At 57.6% G+C, this 17,257-nt stretch carries 16 protein-coding genes; 12 read left to right on the forward strand and 4 right to left on the reverse strand.

Going from position 1 to position 17,257, the window contains the following annotated elements:
- The first annotated feature begins 45 nt into the window (after window positions 1–45).
- The gene (locus BV034_RS06690) at window positions 46–489 is read left to right on the forward strand and encodes a hypothetical protein (RefSeq protein WP_050025373.1); all 444 of its coding nucleotides are present in this window, start codon (window positions 46–48) and stop codon (window positions 487–489) included.
- Here BV034_RS06690 and BV034_RS06695 read toward each other — a convergent pair.
- Window positions 486–758, reverse strand: coding sequence for a hypothetical protein (locus BV034_RS06695; protein ID WP_050025379.1), 273 nt, complete (start codon window positions 756–758; stop codon window positions 486–488). The two genes, BV034_RS06690 and BV034_RS06695, sit on opposite strands and share 4 nt — an antisense overlap.
- Window positions 759–978: 220 nt before the next feature.
- Between BV034_RS06695 and BV034_RS06700 the strand changes: the two genes are divergently transcribed.
- From BV034_RS06700 to BV034_RS06740, 10 genes are all read left to right on the forward strand, one after another.
- Window positions 979–2,481 (forward strand): hypothetical protein, encoded by a 1,503-nt coding sequence (locus BV034_RS06700; RefSeq protein ID WP_265592712.1) that lies wholly within the window; start codon window positions 979–981, stop codon window positions 2,479–2,481.
- A gap of 2 nt (window positions 2,482–2,483) precedes the next feature.
- Window positions 2,484–3,917, forward strand: a complete 1,434-nt coding sequence (locus BV034_RS06705; protein ID WP_050025382.1) for a hypothetical protein — start codon at window positions 2,484–2,486, stop codon at window positions 3,915–3,917.
- A 153-nt stretch (window positions 3,918–4,070) separates the two neighbouring features.
- Window positions 4,071–4,286, forward strand: a complete 216-nt coding sequence (locus BV034_RS34545) for a hypothetical protein (protein ID WP_081887617.1) — start codon at window positions 4,071–4,073, stop codon at window positions 4,284–4,286.
- A 117-nt stretch (window positions 4,287–4,403) separates the two neighbouring features.
- The gene (locus tag BV034_RS06710; RefSeq protein ID WP_050025384.1) at window positions 4,404–4,961 is read left to right on the forward strand and encodes a hypothetical protein; all 558 of its coding nucleotides are present in this window, start codon (window positions 4,404–4,406) and stop codon (window positions 4,959–4,961) included.
- A gap of 112 nt (window positions 4,962–5,073) precedes the next feature.
- The gene (locus BV034_RS06715; protein WP_050025386.1) at window positions 5,074–6,690 is read left to right on the forward strand and encodes a hypothetical protein; all 1,617 of its coding nucleotides are present in this window, start codon (window positions 5,074–5,076) and stop codon (window positions 6,688–6,690) included.
- 126 nt (window positions 6,691–6,816) lie between these two features.
- Entirely contained in the window at window positions 6,817–7,083 is a 267-nt protein-coding gene (locus BV034_RS35805; protein WP_265592713.1) for a hypothetical protein, read from the forward strand.
- Entirely contained in the window at window positions 7,055–7,582 is a 528-nt protein-coding gene (locus tag BV034_RS06725; protein ID WP_050025390.1) for a hypothetical protein, read from the forward strand. The genes BV034_RS35805 and BV034_RS06725 overlap by 29 nt, the downstream gene beginning before the upstream one ends.
- Before the next feature lie 122 nt (window positions 7,583–7,704).
- Window positions 7,705–8,778: a hypothetical protein gene (locus BV034_RS06730; protein ID WP_050025392.1), complete on the forward strand. Its 1,074-nt coding sequence runs from the start codon at window positions 7,705–7,707 to the stop codon at window positions 8,776–8,778.
- A gap of 125 nt (window positions 8,779–8,903) precedes the next feature.
- Window positions 8,904–10,376, forward strand: coding sequence for a hypothetical protein (locus BV034_RS06735; protein ID WP_050025394.1), 1,473 nt, complete (start codon window positions 8,904–8,906; stop codon window positions 10,374–10,376).
- A gap of 151 nt (window positions 10,377–10,527) precedes the next feature.
- Window positions 10,528–11,298 (forward strand): DUF932 domain-containing protein, encoded by a 771-nt coding sequence (locus tag BV034_RS06740; protein WP_265592714.1) that lies wholly within the window; start codon window positions 10,528–10,530, stop codon window positions 11,296–11,298.
- A 111-nt stretch (window positions 11,299–11,409) separates the two neighbouring features.
- Here BV034_RS06740 and BV034_RS06745 read toward each other — a convergent pair whose 3' ends face one another.
- Both BV034_RS06745 and BV034_RS34160 read right to left on the reverse strand, forming a co-directional pair.
- Complete coding sequence (locus BV034_RS06745; RefSeq protein ID WP_265592715.1) at window positions 11,410–13,638, reverse strand: S8 family peptidase; 2,229 nt, start codon at window positions 13,636–13,638, stop codon at window positions 11,410–11,412.
- Between the two features lie 151 nt (window positions 13,639–13,789).
- Window positions 13,790–14,857, reverse strand: a complete 1,068-nt coding sequence (locus BV034_RS34160) for an ATP-binding protein (protein ID WP_063768697.1) — start codon at window positions 14,855–14,857, stop codon at window positions 13,790–13,792.
- Between the two features lie 752 nt (window positions 14,858–15,609).
- Here BV034_RS34160 and BV034_RS06760 point away from each other — a divergent pair.
- Window positions 15,610–16,458 carry a hypothetical protein gene (locus BV034_RS06760; protein ID WP_050025403.1) on the forward strand — a complete coding sequence of 283 codons (849 nt, stop codon included), beginning with the start codon at window positions 15,610–15,612 and terminating at the stop codon, window positions 16,456–16,458.
- 326 nt (window positions 16,459–16,784) lie between these two features.
- Here the strand turns inward: BV034_RS06760 and BV034_RS06765 are convergent, their stop codons facing one another.
- Window positions 16,785–17,207: an EamA family transporter gene (locus BV034_RS06765; protein ID WP_050025549.1), complete on the reverse strand. Its 423-nt coding sequence runs from the start codon at window positions 17,205–17,207 to the stop codon at window positions 16,785–16,787.
- Window positions 17,208–17,257: the final 50 nt, after the last annotated feature.

The following is a 17,257-nucleotide window of genomic DNA, read 5'->3' on the forward strand; positions in this document are numbered from 1 at the left end:
CCTGCATCAATCTGATACACCCGATCTATATCTTCTCAGTCTTCTATGAAATACTACCTGCAAGATGAAAGTGAACCTATCGCTTATGTGATTAGTGGAAAAGGGCAAGGTGCCTCGATGAAGGCTGCTCGTGGAGCCAAGGGCTATAGCGGGAGGAAGTTTATTTGTGGCCCTATTCCGCTTTTGTGGATGTGTAAGGCAGTGTCGCTGCCCAAGTGCGGCATCGTTGTGGCCCTTCTCATCTCTTACTGTCGCGGACTGGAAAGGAGTGATAGGTTCAAGCTCAGACCTGCCCGACTTCGTGAGTTTGGCATTGGCCGATCCAGTGGTAGCCGCGGAATCCTTGCTCTCGAAGAGGCAGGCTTGATTCGTGTAGTTGACCGACACCGCGGTCGTGCACCACTGATCGAGGTGTTGAACTGGGAGTCGTCCTTTACCGCTGAGCTCTCCGCCTCAAGTGGGCCCATTGAGAATATTCAGGTCTACTAGGCGGCAGAGATGGAATCATCTTCAAGCTCATCCTCTTCCTCTTCCTCTTCCTCTTCGTCGAGTCGGGCTAGGTGCTTCCAGGCTTCTTCCATGAGATGCTGAGACAATGCGAGTTGCTTCTCGTACGGGATGCCAGCCTTGTTCATGGCATCCATGGTGCGTTCCTGGTCGATTCGAATTTCACCGGAGGCACCGGCGACAAACTCGCCGGTGCCAAGCTCCAGATCCATTTTGAAGCGAATGACCAATTCATCAGAAGGGGTGATCATAAGTGAAGCCTGTGATGAATGGACGCTCGCGCAACACAAATGTGCGGTCTAACTTTAAATGAGCGCGTTATTGACCAGGCGGTGCAGGTATTGCATGAAATAACTCATGTGCCATGGCTGGGACATCGCCCCACATGCGAACCGGAGAACCTGCCCGGCTGGACGATTGATTCTCAAGGCTGCCTCAGAGCTTGCTTTTCTCACACAACCCAATTGCCAGGTGAAGATCGACCAACACTACGCCTCCGATTACTGGACCGAAACTTTCGGCAACACCATCTGTGTGTACTCGCAGGTGCTGGGCTTGCCTCCCGTAGAGACGGCTCTGTTCATGGCCGGAGTGCTTTGCAATCTCAGCGGCCACACTGCTGCATTGGCGGACGGTGTATCTCATCACGGCATCCCAGGCTTCAGCCTGACCGTTGTGGGCTCTGGGGATCATCGGTACCAACGGCTCCTCGACAAGCTGGTAGGGCCGGTGAAGTCGATTCAGGTTCACCTCAGGGAGGGCGCGCTTCGTTTGAACCGGTCCGTGGTCGATGGGCATACTTTTGGCCCTGTCAATGGATTGGCGGGTTTGCAGGGACAGCCGCGGAGTGAACTGTACGAGCAGTTCCTGAAAATGTGGGACGCGTCGGCGCAGGTAATGAAGCGCGGGGCAACGGTACCCCATGTTTGGGAGGAAAGGGATCCGATGATCTATTTTGGTAACTATGGCGAAGTCGAGATGGCATTGCAGTCCCGGCTCCCGGATACCCACCATCGTCCGACCATTCTTCATCTGACCAATGATCTCACCCGGCTCGAGGAGGTTCTGGGCGAGGTGTTTGATCAGAGGTTGTGGGTCGTGGATACAGCGGGAGGATTTTTTGGGAGCACCTTCAGCAAAGGGGCCGCAGCGGGAAACCGGTCCTTGCTACAGTTGGCGTCCCTGCTTGCCGGCAAAGACATCGAGGTGAGCAGGCTCCATCCCGAGCAAGGCTACGGATCGCTTCAGCATGCCCAGGTCAGGGTGATGACTTGCTCTTGCGAATCGCGCCTCGCCGACATGCTCTCCATTGAGATGGCTTCAGCCCGTCCCTCGCTTCTTCAGGAAATGTTGCTCGTAGCCCCGCAGTGGAAACCGATCATCGTGCTCGAAGACCCAAAGTGGTTTGCAGAGGCGCAGGCCGCCTACCGAGCAGCCTTGTTGGAGGTGATCAATCATCGCATCTGCCGGAACGGACCCGTTCACAAATTGGGTAGCGAGAACATGACCAACATTTGGAAGGTTGAGAGTGCTTTCGTCAATACGCTGGACAGCAGTGCTGTCGATTTGGGTAGTCACACCAGGGTGCTCTCTTGTTTGGTGCGGCAGTTGGTGTGGGCGTTTGGCCTCCTGAGGCGGGAAGGCGAACCCTTCTGGTGTCTCAGAGCCGCAGAGGTCGTAGCGCACCATGCCGCAGCGGCACATCTGGGACAGTTGCGAACCTGTCGGCAGCTTGCCAGTTCCTCCGAGGCTCAGCGCCTGGAAGAACGAATTGTCCGCAACCTGGAAAACAAGGGCCCCTCTACCCGGAGGGAAATCCAGCGGTCCTTGTTCGGTTGCAGGCAGCGTGAACTGGCTGGTGCACTGGAGGCCTTGATCTCGAAGGGAGCCCTGGCGTTTGACCGCCAGTCTGAACGCTTCGCCATTGATGTGCAGAGGGCGACGATTGCTGGGGAGGGGCACGGCGCATCCTGACGATGACCCGAAACATTCTTTCACTGGAGAGACCGATCACTGAGCATCGTGAGTGTGCCTTGCGCCAGGTGCCCTCGGTGGTCAGTGACTACGTGCAACTGGCAGCCTCCAGGTGGGGGCTTGGTGTGGCTCCCCTTCTTGCCGCCGCGCTGCATCACTTGTGTTCGGTCCAGGCGCACCGGCATCGTTTGCGTGAGACGCACATTGGCCACTCCTGCCCGTTCAATCTCATCGTTTGCACGCAGCGGCCTTCGCAGGACAGATGGTTCGAGTATATGGGAGAGGCGTGGATGGGAGTGGTGCGTCACAATATGCGCCAGCATCAAGCCAAGGGGCGTGAACGTCTTGAGGCTGAATACCGCAAGCTTGAGCAAATGAGATTGCTCCCTGTCGGGATGGTGGGCAGCCCGGTTCCTGATCAACTGGACAGGCAACTGTTTGAGGTCGCCAATCAGTACAAGCCCTGCCTTGTAGAACGACGGTCGGGAGCCGCGGCGGCACTGAAGGCCTTGGAGAACTGCAACGACCTTTGCGTACTCCTAACCAATGGTGGGATGGATCCCGTGGAAGAGTTGCTCAATTCGGGACGCAAGGTCTGTCTGGACCTTGCCTCTCTGCTTAACTTGAGCTGGTCGGACATCGGGCTGCCTGGAAAGTCTCCCGTACCGACCCGTGGCATTGTGCACCTGTACTGGTGCACGTATGCAAGTGCCCTGCGCCGCCTGCTACTGGGTCTTCGCAGCCCATGGGCTTGCAACCAGCCACCGATTCTGCTGGTGCGGCAGCATGACCCCGCCTGCCTGAACGAGCTGCCCGTGGAAGACAAAACCAAGGCCTGGGATGAACTCTTGCTGAAGGGGCTGATACAACGACTGGCATTGTCCGAAGTGAGGGCGTGGTCCTTGTCCCCAGAAGCTTCCCAGATGATGGTGGATTTCAGAAAGCAATCTCTCCAAGACTGGAATGGGGCAGTGGATCCTCTGGCCTTGCCGGACTTCTTTCCTTCCCTGGCATTGCGCATGGCCATGTTGCTTTCCGCCCTGGAGTTGAACACGGAGTCTCTGAATGATGCGAGCCTCGTTTCAGTCTCAGTGATGGAACGTGCCTGTTGCCTCGCGCAATGGATGGCCAGTGAACATCGGGATTGTCTTCGATGGTTGAAGAATCCCCATGCCGGTGATGTCGATGACCTGCTTCATGACCGGGGCATCGACACCATTGACTTGGAAACCTTGAAGCGGGCGATTCCCGAAAAACTCCAGGTGAACGGACCACTGTCACCGCGAGATCTGAGCCGGAGCTTCCATCGTCTTCCCAGAAAGGCTCGAGACCTGGCTCTGGCGCGATTGTTGAAGGATGGTGTGATCGAAGAATTACCCGATGGCAGACTGCGAATTGCCCCGACTGCTGCCAATGTCAGCGTCAGCGGCGGTTAGGGTGGGGGTGTTGCAGCGAGGCGTGAAAGCCTATATCGACAGCTAGGCTGGCGTGCTGCGTCTTGCCAGATCGACAGAGCCTGCAACAGAGCCTGCTCCTGTGTCATATAAACCTGAGAGACTCAGGTTAGCTGATCTCACTATTGCAATCTCATGTCCCGTCCCCGTCACTATGTACCCTGCATTTCGCGGAACGTGGTGTGCGCTCTATTTCACGAAGCCAAACACCGGCGCAAGCCGATGACCCGGCTCGTGGATGAACTGCTCACGGCTGCCCTCACCGGCACTCCTGGATGGCAGATCGCGCACACTCCTTCCTCTGTGATTCAGGAATCACCACCCACAGTCTATAGCCCCCCCAGGCCGTAGCCTTCGATCACTCCTCCTTCCCTTGTTCGACTGACCCGGCCTTGCGCCGGGTTTTGTTGTTTCAGGGGCCGGCGGTTCAACTTCAAAACCAAACTCCAATTTGAAAGGAACACTTTTATGGCCATCACCTTGTCAGCCAACTACAGCAAAAAGCTCGGCCTACCAGCCTTCAGCAGCCACAGCTTCAGCGCCTCTGTTCAGGTCGAGCTCACGGACCTTTCTCAGGCCGAAGCCGAATGCCGGAGGCTTTATCAACTACTGCAGCAATCCGTGGATCGTGAGATCCAGCAAGTCGGCTTTGTGCCCGATCCCTGCACCTACGGCATCGTGGATGGACGGGCCAGCTTCGGCAACGGCCCAGCTCCCTACAAGAAAGGAAGGCGAACGGTGCCTCTCACCGACGGACAGGCCCGTTCACCCCATGGGACGGACGCTCCGTGGCTCTGCACCGAAGGCCAGCGGGGATTCATTCTGCGCCTGGTCAGCGACTATCAACTCGACAAGCAACGCATTGATGACCTCGCCCTCCAGCTCTTCGGAGTCGGGGTGAGACTGCTCAACAAGATGCAGGCTTCCCAGCTCATTGATGAGTTGCTCACTCAGGTTGGCAAACCCCGCCAGACGCGCCTGCGGCATCCAACTCTCAACGGTCATGCTCATGACCGCGCTGCCTGAGGGCCCGGTACCTGCCGCCCCACAAAGGACATCCCAAACTCCACAACAGCGGAGGCGTGGTGATCGACCCGCCATCGCTGCTTTCAACCCTCAGTTCATCATCACTACCATCATGTCATTCCCATTCTTCAAAGGTGTGGTCCTTTCCATGGGCCACGCCTTCCTTCTACAGGGGCTGTTGCTCCTGTGTCCCTTCAGTCTGGTGGCGGGTGCCCAGCCCTCCACCAGCATCGTTCCAGATGAGAAGTACTTCCTCCTCCGGTTGCTGGAAGAAATGCCCGGGTTCCATGCCCCGGCAGATGTTTCATCACAGGCCCTGGAGCGTTCCCTTAGTTCCTGGCGCAGTGCGCTGGTCCGACACGCCGCCGACCTCAAACGTCAGCCTAGCTATGCGGAGCTCGAACCGCTCTTCCTCAAGCAGATCGAGCTGGTGGACTTTCAGGCCAGCCAGCTTGTCAGTCTGGGGAAACTCGAACAACAGGTGCTCAATCAGCAGATCCAGAGCGGCTTTGACTCCGGATACGCTGGAGGCATGGCGGGATCTCAAGCTGCTGCCTTGGCCTCAGAGAACGGCTTCTCCAACGGAGAATCCCTCCTGGCTGGAGCCGCCGTTGGTCTGTTCACCTACTTCGCAGAAAACCAGCAGCGTTCCGACGCGCTGGCCAACGCGCAGCAGGATCAGTTCCTCCAAGCTGATCGCGCCTGGCGGACTCGGTGGTCTGAATACCAGGCCCAGGTTGCTGCCACCGCCCTGGCGCTCTCAGAACAACATCAATGGCCTCGGGGTTCGGTAGGCTGGGACGAAACTCCCCAAGAAGATGTCCGGCTGGCAGGCTTGATCAACGCCAGTGACGTGAAGGCGCTTCAGGCAGAGTTTGAAGCCCAACGGCGCCGGCGTCCTCAGGATCCGTTTGCTGTTTCTCGTGTGGCCATGCTCGCTCCCTTTGTGGAGTCAGATCCCGCCCGACTTGCTACAGTGGCCGAGGACTGCGCCAACGCTGCGGCGTGGGTGCCTGCACGACGCATCTATGACCCCTACCGGTATCTGCTCGCCTATCGGGCGGCCGATACCCACGTCAAGGCAGTGGGGCACGCTCTCAAAGGCAAGGCACGTGTCAATGCCCGGGATCCCCTGGCGTTGCGCGCGATCCAGTACTGGGACGCCTGTCTGGCTCTCGATCCTGGTGATGCCACCGGCGAACTGCGGGAACGCAAAGCCTGGATGCTCATGACCAGTGGTCTGGTGGACAATGCTTACACGTTGGCTACCGCGGTCGCTCCGCTGCGTGGGCGCACCTTCCGCTACCACTACAACATGGCGGTCCTCAACACCTATCGTGGCGGCGACAACGCGGCCCTGGAACACTTGGACGCCACCGTCCGGATTCCCGGGTGCAACATCAAGCCCTTGTGGACCGATCTGGATCTCGCGCCTTTGCGAAATCGTCAGAAGCAAAGGTTCGAGAACATCCTCAAGGTCAACTGGAAGTCTGAAGTCGTCTTCGGCGTCCTGCTTGATGATGTGGTGCTGCACAACAAGTCACCCTTCACGCTGACCAACGTGGTCTACCAGACCAACATCCGTTCGGGCAGCCAATGGTTCCGCAAGGAACTGACGGTAGCCTCCATCGGACCCGGCCAAAGCCATCGCTGGATCAACGTCCTCTCCATTCCGGGAGGCAAGATCGACTACTCATCGCCTTCGTTGCGATGTGACCAGTCGCGTTAATCCTCCGGCAAGGCACAGTGCTTTGCTCGCCCCTCCATCGCCCCGTGCCGACACCCGTTGGCACGGGGCTTTTTCATTTCAATCCCCACTCAATCCAAACCCAAACTCAAACCTTCAGACCCAACCATGAAATCATCCCTGCTATTGCTGTTGAGCGTCCTGCTGCTGGCGTCCTGCGCCAAGCAACCCCCCAGGACGGTCATCCAGCCTGATGAACAGGCCCGACGTCGCGTCGTGGAACTGGAGCAGCAACTCCAGCTTCAGCGTAAGAACACCGACCGCTGGGAATTCTACACCGGATGCCTGGGTGTCGCCTGCCTGGTCTGCCTTGTTATCGGAACCTCCCTTGGAGCCAAGACCCGCCATGACTCCCTCCTTCAATCCCGCCTCTGACGAGGACGACGATCCCTGGCAGGCTTCCGATCAATTGTCTGCCCGGGCTCCAGATCCATCCGAGAAGCCCACTTGGGTGCGTCGCACGCGAGGGTTGATCACCACCACGTGGTCTCCGCAACCGCTGCCTACGCCCCGGGTGGATCCTGAGCTCTCGCAGTTCTCCGGCGTGGAGCGTTCCGCCGAGGTCTTTCGCTACAACTTCCGTTTGGCGGAATACTGGCTGTCCCCGGGAGGATTCATGCGGGAGTGGATCCGGTTGAATGTCCGCATCGCCCTGGCGCTGCTGGTCCCTTCAGTCCTGGTCGTTCCGCTGGTCACCTACACGCTGCAACAGTTCAGCGTGTGGACAGAGCTCCTAGCCACCACCACTTCCAAGATGGTGCTCTTCCCGCTGTCAGCCTTGCTGGTGGTGGGACTCGTCTGGGGTCTGGTCCATCTGGCCAAGTCCTTCCAAGGACGACCGCGGCACCGTCATCCCCATCAGTACTACGAGTGAGCCCTCACGGCTTGCGCGGATTCACCCACAAACCCAGCCCACGCATCAGAGCCGTCCGCCGCACCCCGGTGGACGGCTCTTGTGCTTTCAACCCACCCCAACCTCAAACCTCAGAACCGTTCATGGAAACCACCACCCTCTACTGTCAGCAAGGTCCTTCGGACAAAGTGTACAGTGTCAGCCTCAAACCCGAAGGTGACGGCCATGTCGTCCTCTTCGCCTACGGCCGTCGCAATGCCACGCTCAACACGGGGCGCAAGACGCCTCACCCCGTGCCCTACGATCAAGCCAAGGCCTGCTACGACGGACTCGTCCGTGAAAAGCTCGCCAAAGGCTATCAGCACGGCGAACCTGGGACGGACTACCAGCCTTCACGGCCCGGCAAGCCGTTCACCGGCATCCTGCCCCAGTTGCTCAATCCGGTCGATGCTGACGATCTGTCCGGTCTGCTGGATCATCCGGCATTCTGGATGCAGGAGAAGCACGACGGGCGGCGGCTTCTGCTACGGCGGCGGTCCGATCTGGTCACGGGCATCAACCGTCTGGGCCTGGAAACCTCCGTGCCCATGCCCATGGTGGAAGCGGCCCGGCGCAGTGTTCACGACTTCGTCGTGGATGGCGAAGCGGTGGGCAATTGTCTGTGCACCTTTGACCTGCTGGAGCTCGATGGTGAGGACTTGAGGGGGCTGCCTTACGGGCAGCGTTACCTCAAGCTCATCCAGGTGCTCGCCCCCTTGAAAACCGCCAACCTTCACTTCGTGCAGACCGCGTTCCTGCCGCATGAAAAACACCGGATGCTTGAGGAGCTCAGGCAGCAGGGGAGGGAAGGGGTGGTGTTCAAGTCCTGCGATGCGCCGCACTCTGCAGGTCGTCTCTCCTCGGGTGGACCGCAGCTCAAGCACAAGTTCTATGAAACGGCCTCCTTCATCGTGGGCCGCATCAATGAACAGCGCAGTGTGGGCCTGTTGCTCTTTGAGGGCGACCGGATCCGTCCTGCAGGCAATGTCACCATCCCTCCCAACCACGATCTGCCCCTCTCGGGCCAGGTGGTGGAGTGCCGCTACCTCTATGCGTTTCGCGAAAGCGGAGCCATCTATCAGCCGGTCTTCCTGGGCATTCGGGAAGATGTGCTCTCAGCAGAGTGCCTCACCGGCCAGCTCAAATACAAAAGTGAACCCCTCGGTCAGGCCGCCTGACCACCGGTAGAACCCAACCCGCCCTCATCCCACGCCACGAGCCCCTCGCTTCCTTCCGGAGGCAGGGGCTCGTGGCGTTTTGGGAGGACTCATTCAGCCCCAACCCATTTTGAAAGGATTTCATCATGACCCCCATCTCGCTGCCCATGGCAGAACTCAAACCGGCTCTCACCGGGCTGGGCAAGATCATCCACCGTCAGTCTACTCTGCCGGTGCTTCAGTGCCTGCGGATTGAACGCACCGTCGACGGCTGGGTGTGCCTGACGGCCACCAATCTGGAGCGTTACGCGACCGTCCGGCTGGAACAGCCTGCCGAGGGCGACCCTTGTACCCTGCTCGTTCACTTTGACGATCTGGTGCGCGTTGCCAAAGCCTGCGTCCGACAAGAGAGCATCGGCATTGAGCAAACCTCGCCCAAGTGCGTGAGCGCAAGCTTTGCCCTCGCAGGCAAGATCGGCATGAACAAGCTCCGGTCCCTTCCTGTGGCCGAGTATCCCGACCTGCCCAGAATCGCTGGCGAACCTGTTCCTTTACCCGGACCGTTCCGCACGGCGCTGAAGGAGGCGATGGATTGCACCAGCAAGGACCACACCCGGCCAGTGCTGGAGGGCGTCTGCATCGATGTCAGCGTGCCTGATGCCCACTATGTGGTGGGCACCGACGGGAAGCACCTGTACAGCGGCAACTCACTCCAGCTGGCGTTGCCCCATTCTCTGGTCTTGCCCCGGCACAAGTTTCTGGCGTGGCGGGACTTTCAATCAGATGGCGAGTGGTGGCTCACCAAGGGCGCTCACAACGGTCTGGACCATGTGCAGATCAGTTCCCGCCGCTGGCGGTTCATCACCCGGGTCATCGATCATCCTTACCCCTCCTGGCGGCAGGTGGTACCCGGCGACAAACGGTTCATGACGGCCATCCGATTCGATCCCCTGAAGCTTGATGGCGTCCTCCAAATGCTGGAGCAGATGGAAGAGCAGGAGGATGAATTCCGCACCGTTGGCATCGAATGGCGAGGCGGCAAGGTCCAGTTCCTTCACCACCCTGCCAATGCTGGCAAAGCCTGGGATGAGGTGGCCGTGCCGGGTGCATCGGGGCAGGGGGTGGAAGTCACAGTCTTCTGCAACCGGCTCCTGCTGCTCAAGGCCCTCAAGTTCGGGCTGCTCGAGCTCGACCTTATTGATGAACTCAGCCCCCTGCGGTTCCGCGAGGGCGGGCGTCGCCTCATCGTCATGCCCGTCCGGGTCAGGACCACCTCCGATCCCGAACCCGGCCCTGTCCCCGTCAACGCCCCGGCGCCTCGTCATTTGCCCCCGATCAAAGCCCCCCATCCCCATTCAGCACCCGACATGAAACCACCCATCAATTCAAACCCTCTGGCAGATCCCCGACTCCAGCCACCTGCAGAACCGGGTTCACCCCGGCTGGAGGACGTTCTGGAGTCGCTCGACCAGTTGAGGGATTCCTGCACCAAGAGTCTGTCACAGATCAAGGACCTCACCGGCAAGCTCCGTCTAATCCAGCGGGATCAGCGTTCCTCCCAGCGAGGCCTGCAGACGGTGCGGCACACCTTGCGGTCCCTCCAGGGGATCCGGTTCTAGACGTCATCTCCACCAGTTCGAATTCGCCCACGTGCCAGGCTCATCCTTCTCAGGGTGACCTGGCCGCTTTGTTTTCGGACAGCTCACTCCCCCGACAATCCACCCATCAACACCCCCCTTAGAAATCCAAACCTTCAAACCAAGTATCACCATGAACCAACTCATTGAACCACCGCGCGTGCGTCGCATGCCCAACCTCATGCTCCATTGTGGAGCCCATACCGTCGACATGGCAGACGTCGCCGGCGTCAGCACTCCCCGTGCTACTTCCACCTGGACGCCCATTCCGCATGCCCAGCTCATCCAGACCGTGCAACGGGCTCTGGGTGCGGCAGGGCTGCGTATTGGCACCCAGGCTCACAGCCTCAGTCACGAAGGCCAGCGCTACTTTGGTCTCATGGAGATCAACGGTGGTCGGGCCAACGACGACTACTGCTGGGTCCTGGGCCTGCGCAACAGCCACGACAAGACGTTCCCCGCCGGCATCGTGGCCGGGGCCAGCGTTTTTGTTTGTGATAATTTGTCGTTTTCAGGCGAGGTGAAGTTCGCCCGTAAACACACCCGCTACATTGTGCGGGATCTGCCTCTGCTCACGGGGAGGTCCATCGGTCAGTTGATGTCCAAGTGGACGCACCAGGACCGGCGGATTGCGGCCTACAAGGAAGCCAGTCTAGACGACGTCACGGCCCATGATCTCATCATCCGAGCAACGGATGTCGGCGTGTGCAGCAACCGGCTCATCCCATCTGTCTTGGGTGAATGGCGGGAACCGCGGCACCAGGTGTTCCAACCGCGCAATGCCTGGAGCTTGTTCAATGCCTTTACGGAATCCCTCAAGGAGGGAAGCTTGGCGGAATTGCCCAAGCGGACGGAGGCGTTGCACGGGTTGATGGACAGTCATGTTGGGCTTGGGCTCAACTAGGCTGTTCAGGAGGAAGGGTTCTGCTGAAACAGCGGGCCTTTTCTTTAGCTGTTGGGTGCAGCCAAACCTGTGCTTTTTCCGTCCCCTCAAACACTCTGGCCTATCTGTCATCTATGCCGTAGCCCGGACACGCTCTCTGACGCGGGCATAAAGCTGTTGGAAGACTCCGGATTCTTCTTCTATTCGGACGACCACAGATAACGGGACTGTTTTTTGATCGTCTTTCAACCATCTGGCCGCGCCCAAGACGGAAACTGCGAGGGTGTAGTCGTTCGCGCTGTACCCTGGTTGATGCTCTGCCCACTCAAAGACGTCATGTTGGAGCGCCCCATCGCTGCGCTGATTGATTCCCACATTGCCAATGAAATGGTCAATACTGTCCTCTGTTGCGACATTGGGCTCATCTTGATCTCGCTGATGTTGAGCCATAATATCCGCAGTCGGCTTATCACCGCGGTAAAGCCAAAACTTGAATCTAGCACCCAAATATTCTCCGAAACCCCACTTCTGGACGTGAGGTGAAGTGGCGACCGCAACGGTAATACTCTTCTTGCTTCGGCCAGTGCTCGCTAACTCGGAAGGCACGTGAATTCTAAAAATCGCGGTGGAATCAACCTCCAAGGAACCGTCCCAATACAGCAGCACGGAATGGCCTCGGCAATGCATTGCAGCGCTTCCATCAGGTCTCCCGTAGCCAACCAGTGCCAATGCCTGATCTTTGGTGAAACTGGCCGGAATCAAAGGTTTTTTACAAGACACGGCCAGGAACGCACGAAGCAGCGTTGCGCTAGGGTTGAGACCGAGGATTTTGCAATCACGCAAGATTGTTGCCAGATGATTGGCTATGCGTGGTGCTGCGAAGCTGGTCCCAATACTCCGTTGCAATGCGGGCGTCAGCCTGTTGCTCGCCATCACAACATCAGTGCCCATATTTCGGACTATTCTGTTGGTTTCAACGTCGCGCACCAAACTGCCCCCGTATTCGACAACGTCCGGTTTAATGGCGCGCCCAAAACCAGGGCCGCTTCTACTAAAAGGGGAGGGCTCATCCAAATTGGCAATGAGCGAATGAGCGGCACCCGCCAAATGCGTTGAGTGCGCAAGCGAGCCGCAGATGACGCTGAGTGCGGAAGGCCCAGGGTCAAGCAACTTTGCAAAAGGAGTTAATAGGTAATGTGGATATGGTGCTTGGGTTTCTTCTTCAAGCTCTTCTGCTTCTAGCGGCGCAACATTGCCAGTGATGCCCACAAACACTATGTCGTGCTCGCGACTAAGCTGATCGAGCGTTCTGGCAATCCACGCATTTCGTGCAACTTGGCGTCGAGTCGCGTGACTCCAGATGTGCCCCTGCATTTCAAATGCCAGGACAAATATTCTCACACCCTGTGGAACAAAATGCTCAACTATCTCGCGGAGGATTCGGGAAAGCAGCCAGGCCTGCTGTGCCCTGTCCTCAACCGCATCTTCTTGTCGAGGAGAATCCAATTCTCCCGCGTCAGTCATGATGCGGGCGCTCGCAATCCAGGCCGTGGCCTGATTCTGATCACCATCAGCAAAGCCGATCGAATGAAACGCCGCCAGCGAACCTACACCAGAACCATGTCCATGGGCATCTTCGGTTGGGGATGCACCATACACCCAAGAACGACTGTCAGCGGGTTTTGTGACGGGTCCCAAGAAAGGGTTGCCTGTCGCAATGCCGCTGTCAATTACACAGATCGTCTCAGCATCGGGAGGCGGCGGGGCAATCGTGATGTTATCTACATTGAAAGCGTTGAATACTTCGCTCATCGTTTGAAACCTTGGGCGCAGTTCGAAACGTGAGATCTTTCGCCACCACTTTGGATTTTCAACCCACTCCGCGAGCTTGCTCCCCTTTGTTCCAACCATTAGGATAGCACCTTCGCCTTGGAAATCCGTGTCATAAACGTGACCATGGATACCTCGACCGAGAGAAGCTCGAATCTCGGCCACAATATTTTCAACTTCCCGTCTCTTGGTGGAATCTCGACTTGCTTGAGTCGCGCTTACCTCAATTTCGTATACGACATGGTCTTCAGAAGTCAAAGTTTCGTAGACCTCGTGAAACTCATCTGACAGGCGCTCTTTTGGATCGGCGATGTCTAGAGCTGTCAGCTTCGTTATGAGTCCGGGTTGTCGTATCAGACCCGGCCTGCTCCCCGCTTCAAACTCTAGCGCCCGGTTTGCAAGCTTGTCGAGATTAACCTCTTTAGAGTAGACCAAACTTTCATCATCCCCTGGCTCGCCGAGGAAATGCAAGCTTGTTCCACTCAGATCCTTCAAACCAAGTGGTCGATCATGCTTGAGTTTAAGAATCACCGCCCGTCTTTGTTCCGGAGTCAAGGAGGAAAACGCCCGCTCGACTTTGATTTTCTCAGCGATGACACGAGACGCCACATCTCGCCGCTGCTGCGGCGTGAAAGGAACTATGGTAGGTACAGGGTGACGCTGCCTTCTTCTTATGCGGACGTCAGGTGCCGCAAACGGCAACGGTGGCATTTCGGTGTTCATTGGGAAGCGGTTTTCTTCTGCGCGTAGTCGCCGAGGAAATCTTCTTCTTGAACTGCTGCGCCGCTTTGAGAATGTCAGAGTTCCTCGCGGAAGCACGGTTCTCAATAACGGTCTCTTTTGCCACCTCAAAAACGGCCCTTTCCACTTCGGCAAACGAGCAACCCGCCATGCCTTTTGCTACGGGACTCAGGCTCCCCGCAATCTTAATTCCGCTAGTGAGATGTTTCAAAAGTGCCAACCGGTCCGCTTCGGAAGGAAGTGGAAACTCCACAACATCGTCAAAACGACGCCAAAGAGCACTGTCGAACAAATGAGTGTGATTCGACGCGAGGATCACGATGCTTTGGGACGACGTGAATGAATCCAGACCTTGCAGCAGAGCATTTACCACCCGCCTAAGCTCCCCTACATCATTATTATCATCGCGCGACTTTGCAATTGCATCTGCCTCATCAATGAGAAGCACCATGGGGGTCTGATTGGCAATCTGAAGTACCTTTTGAATATTTGCGCCAGTTTCGCCAACGTAACTGGTAATCAAGGCAGCCAAACGAACGACTCCAAATGTCAATCCCAACTTTTGAGCTAGCCATTGTGCCGTAGCGGTTTTGCCACACCCCGGTGGCCCCCAAAAGAGCAGCTTGCGACGAGGCATCAAGCCAGCTTCCGCAAGTTTGGTTGCAGACCGATGTTCTCTCAAAACAATGTCAATGGAATTGAGAGTTTCCTTGGGAAGAACCAAATGGCGGGAATCTGAACTTTGACTGAATGAGATCAATCCTGGCATCTGTCGCGTAAGAACCGAGATTGAAAGATTTGCGGCCGAAGGAGGGGCAACAGATGACGTTCCATTTTTCAATTCTTTGGGGCGAAGAGCCTCTCGAAGTGCCCGAGCTTCGCTGGGTCGATTCTGGACCGTGAACGCTCGTATAATCGCCTCAGTACCACGTCGAAAGGCATCCTCGTCGTGTTCACGATGGGACACGATCATCGTTCGGAGGCTTTCGACCAAATCTTGGAATGCCATGACTGATTATCAGTAACACCTTCTCCCCCAAGGCGCAAGAAGCGAAGCGCGTCTCATTGAGTGTTGGTTTTCTCGAAGTATAGTGTCTACAATACAAGTTCCAGGGCTAGGTCTGTCCTGCAAAGCATTGTGATCAGAGCATCATGAATTGCTCCGCGTTTCCACCTCAGAGATGAGATCGGAGAGAGGAACGCCAAGGCCGTCAGCCAGAAGTTTGCAAATTAAGATCGAGGGGACACGTGTTCCAGCTTCCAGCATGATGATTCCGGTCCTGCCCACCTTCGAGACCTCGGCCAGTTTCTTCTGAGAAAGCCCAGCGTTCTGGCGGGCCTCGCGAAACACTGCTGCCAGGGTTTGGGTGAACTCTGCTGTGGGATCTTGCGACAATCCTACAGGTTAGAACTTGCAATCGCTATCGGGTATGTCCTAATTAGGACATGTCTACCCTGAGTATCGCCCTCGAATCAACCCCCCCCGAATTCTCTTCTGCTATGAAACCCCTCCACATCCTCCTACTCCTTTCGTCCCTTGGTACTTGCTCCGGACTACTGATCGCGCGGGTGCCTGCCGAGCCGCCAGTGACCGCTCAGAACCCGGTCCCAGCTTGGGAATGCCGATTTTGCGGCTACTCCACCACGGCCTACTTCCAGCCGAAGTGCTCAAAGTGCGGCATCGGCATGTCCCGAAAGTTCTGATCAGTCCCTTCCCGTCTCCGCCCTTTCGCCCCCAGTTCCCTAACCGCCCTCACTTCGATGAAATCTCTTCTGATCGCCCTCTGCGTCGCGGTTTCCCTTCTCGGAGCTGCTCCTGTCGCTGTTGCCGACGAAACCCTCCTGTTCTCCGGGACTTGCCGGAACGTCACCCACGGCATTGATGGACTGCTGAAGCTCTTCGTCCTAGAGAAGGCCGACGGCACCTTGCAGGGGTACATGTCCATCAGCGGATGGCTGGTCGGAAGCGGGCCCGTGGCTGGCAAGAAAGTGGGAAACCGGTACCAGTTCAGTACCCGGGATCCCCACTGGGGTCTGTCCATCGACTGGGACGGAACCCAGCGAAGTGGGAAGCTCTCCGGCGAATACATCACCTCACCGAATGCCAAGCTTGGCACCGGCAAGCAGGTAGGCGAATGGGCTGTCACTATCCAGGACTCGACCGACGAGGCGGCAACTCTCACTGAACAGGCATTCAAGAATCGGTTCCTGCTTATGGTGGAAACCGATCTCAACGCGGATGTTCAGCTCGCAGACGGTTCCACCCAAACGGGCGCACAAGCCCTCTTCTCCTCCGTTCACCCGATTGGGACAGGAGTGAGCGTTTCGGTAAATGATGTTGCCATCGAGTGGAAAGACGGGGCGTCAAAGACCTCTGCGGCGGACATTCACCGCTACACCGTGGACTACACGCTTTACTGGCACGGGATCATCCAGGCCAACGGTCATACCAAACTCCGGTTGACCTACAACAACGCTTTGCAGACCGTGACGGCCCATGAGGTGATCGAAACGACCGGCACCACAAAGTCGGAGGTAGGGGAGATTGCCTTCGGCATCGGCGTCCTGCTGGGGAAGGCTGCCGTCGAGTCGATGTTGAACTCGAAGTGAGCCGACCTTACTGCCAACTCCTATTTCTGAATCATGTCGGGCAATACCTCCAACTCAAACGGCCAAGCTAGTCTAGGATGCCTCGCAACCGGGCTCGCTTTCGTGATGGTCTGGATTCCTGGGGCAATCCTGTTCTACGCCACCGTGAACTCCGAAACGGTCATGTGGTGGTTCATCGGCCGATTCCAACGGGTAGTTGCCCTCGCTGTGGGAGTGGCAGGGGTGCTTGTCTATTTCTGGGGACTCGTGGGGCTGTACAAGATGGTCAGAGTTGGATTGCGGGTGATTCAACCAGCAAGCAAAATTGACTGGCCATTTCCAACAGATTACCGTTTCACCATCACGAGCAGGCCGGCCACGATCAGGGCGCTGCCGGTCAAGGTCTTGCCGGTGGGTTTTTCATGGAGGATGAGGACGGCGAGTAGGACGGCGATGACGACGCTGCCTTTGTCGATCAAGGCCACGACGGAGACGTCGCCGTCTTTGATGGCCTTGTAGTAGAAGATCCAGGAGACGGTGGTGGTGGCGGCGGAGATGCCGAGCCAGAGATAGTTGCTGCCGGTCAGGCTCTGGAGCTGCGCCGGGGGCACGGCCCAGGCGGAGAATGCCATCACGAAGGCGAACACGAAGCAGGTCCGTACCGCGATGCCCAGCTCGGCGGAGACGCCGGTCAGGCCAATCTTTGCCACCACGGAGGTCAGGCCTGCGAAGACCATGGAGATGAGTGCATAGACGAGCCAGCTTTTCATGCCCCAGTTCGCCCACAACCGGGCGGTCCTGTCAAGAAAGGGGTGCGGCA

The organism is Verrucomicrobium sp. BvORR034, from assembly GCF_000739635.1.
Taxonomy (GTDB): domain Bacteria; phylum Verrucomicrobiota; class Verrucomicrobiia; order Verrucomicrobiales; family Verrucomicrobiaceae; genus Verrucomicrobium.